The following is a 1,877-nucleotide window of genomic DNA, read 5'->3' as shown; positions in this document are numbered from 1 at the left end:
GACAAGCTGAAAAAAGTAGCGTCCGTGATCGGCATCGCCGCTGATTACAATACGGATTTATGGAAGGATCAAGCGCTACTTGAATTGAATAAAGCTGTGCTGCACTCGTATAAAAAGCAGGGTGTCAGCATCGTTGACCATCATACAGCGGCAAGCCAGTTTAAACGGTTTGAAGAACAGGAGGAAGAAGCGGGCAGAAAGCTGACGGGAGACTGGACGTGGCTGATTCCGCCAATTTCACCCGCTGCCACTCATATCTTCCACCGCTCCTATGATAACTCAATCGTTAAGCCGAACTATTTTTATCAAGATAAGCCTTATGAGTAAACAATAGAAAAGCGATGATGGCCTTCAAGGCTGCAGGATTCAGTCACAGAGATGTCGGTAACCTTTGAGAAAGGGCTTCCGTTCTTTACAGCCTCAACAAACGATTGCAGGGCGTTTTCCGGACCCTCTGCCAAAATCTCGACACGCCCGTCATCACGGTTTTTGACCCAGCCGGCCAGTTTTCGCTTATCAGCTTCCATTTGAACAAAATAGCGAAAGCCCACACCTTGAACCCGGCCGTTTACAATGATTCGGTATTGAAGCATGTAAAAACCACCTTTTCTTTTTATGATAATCAATCATTTTACAACCTGTAAAGGGGATGTGTTTGTATGAAACCAGAGCGCTATTCAGTTCTTTCTCTTAATCTGGGAAAACCGCAGACGCTTGAATATGACGGAAAGAAAATCGAAACCGGCATCATGAAGCGGCCGGCTGAATCAGCCGTCATGCTGTATCGGGAGAATTTTGAAGGAGACGGACAGGCGGACCTCGTCAACCACGGCGGACCTGATAAGGCTGTCTGTGTCTACCCGGCGGAGCATTATCCGTTTTGGGAAGAGTTCCTCTCAAGACCGCTGTCAAATGCCGCATTTGGAGAAAATCTGACGGTCGCGGGCCTGACTGAGGAGAATGTTTGCATCGGGGATGTGTTCAGGATTGATGAAGCTGTTGTTCAGGTCAGCCAGCCGCGCCAGCCGTGTGTAAAGCTGGCGAAAAAGTTTGGTGTAAAAGAAATGGTGCTGAAGGTCCAGCAAACCGGCTATACAGGGTTTTATTTTCGCGTGCTGGAGGAGGGCAGGGTGTCTCCCGGCGCGAACCTTGAATTGCTGTCCAGAGGAGAGAAGGGCATATCCGTCCAGTTCGCCAACCGCATCAACTACCATGATGCAAAAAATCTCACCGCCATAGAACTGATTTTAAGTGAGGCTGCACTATCGGAAAGCTGGAGAGCGTCCTTTATGAAAAAAAAGGACAGGCTGCTGCCGGTTGAATAGAAAAAAGCCGCGCATATCAACGTGCGCGGCTTTGCCATATTTAAGATTGTTTTTTCTTTGTTTCAAGCAGGTTGGCAAGAAAATAGGTTTTATAGCTTTGAAGCTTTCTTCCCTCATGGTGCGTGATCCCCTGCTTTTTTAGTTCTGCCACATACCAGCCTTTACTGCCGTAATGCATGTCAGAAAACTCCTTTCCCTATCTGATTTCGAGACGATTGGCATTGTAACATCTATAAAAAGATGCTGAAAAGAGATGCGGGGAAAACTGAGCCTTTCGCACTAGATGTACGAATGTTCTTCTGTATGTATATGCGGAGCAAAAGCCGAATATGATTTAATGGCCGGTTAGTTTGATCATGACAACGCCAAATGTCATAATGGCGAAAACAATGCCGATATATGTGAGCATCCCGTTTTTTTTCTTAACGCCGTAAACGGTCATAATGATGCCTTCAATGAAAAAAATGATGCCGAAAATAATAAACCACATGCAGATAAAGACTCCTTTCACAGACATAATAGTAGTGTAGCATATCTGAAAGAGCCGGGCTG

General features: G+C 46.1%; 4 protein-coding genes and 1 pseudogene. 2 read left to right on the top strand and 3 right to left on the bottom strand.

The genetic code is table 11. The features are described 5' to 3' along the window. A pseudogene (gene nosA, locus ACWHAR_RS20350) lies at positions 1-327 on the top strand (nitric oxide synthase); the annotation flags it as partial. Here nosA and ACWHAR_RS20345 read toward each other — a convergent pair. Next, positions 318-593 carry an acylphosphatase gene (locus tag ACWHAR_RS20345; protein ID WP_144459104.1) on the bottom strand — a complete coding sequence of 92 codons (276 nt, stop codon included), beginning with the start codon at positions 591-593 and terminating at the stop codon, positions 318-320. The pseudogene nosA and the gene ACWHAR_RS20345 overlap by 10 nt on opposite strands. 66 nt (positions 594-659) lie before the next feature. Between ACWHAR_RS20345 and ACWHAR_RS20340 the strand changes: the two genes are divergently transcribed. Then, complete coding sequence (locus ACWHAR_RS20340) at positions 660-1,325, top strand: MOSC domain-containing protein (protein ID WP_041332874.1); 666 nt, start codon at positions 660-662, stop codon at positions 1,323-1,325. A 40-nt stretch (positions 1,326-1,365) separates the two neighbouring features. On the opposite strand, the gene ACWHAR_RS20335 is transcribed toward ACWHAR_RS20340, so the two are convergent. After that, positions 1,366-1,503 carry a YflJ family protein gene (locus tag ACWHAR_RS20335; RefSeq protein WP_003239885.1) on the bottom strand — a complete coding sequence of 46 codons (138 nt, stop codon included), beginning with the start codon at positions 1,501-1,503 and terminating at the stop codon, positions 1,366-1,368. Positions 1,504-1,659: 156 nt separating this feature from the next. Beyond that, positions 1,660-1,815 carry a hypothetical protein gene (locus ACWHAR_RS20330; RefSeq protein ID WP_003244572.1) on the bottom strand — a complete coding sequence of 52 codons (156 nt, stop codon included), beginning with the start codon at positions 1,813-1,815 and terminating at the stop codon, positions 1,660-1,662. Positions 1,816-1,877 lie beyond the last annotated feature (62 nt).

It is taken from the genome of Bacillus sp. LR--39 (assembly GCF_053613335.1).
This window is presented reverse-complemented; position numbering and strand designations above follow the sequence as displayed.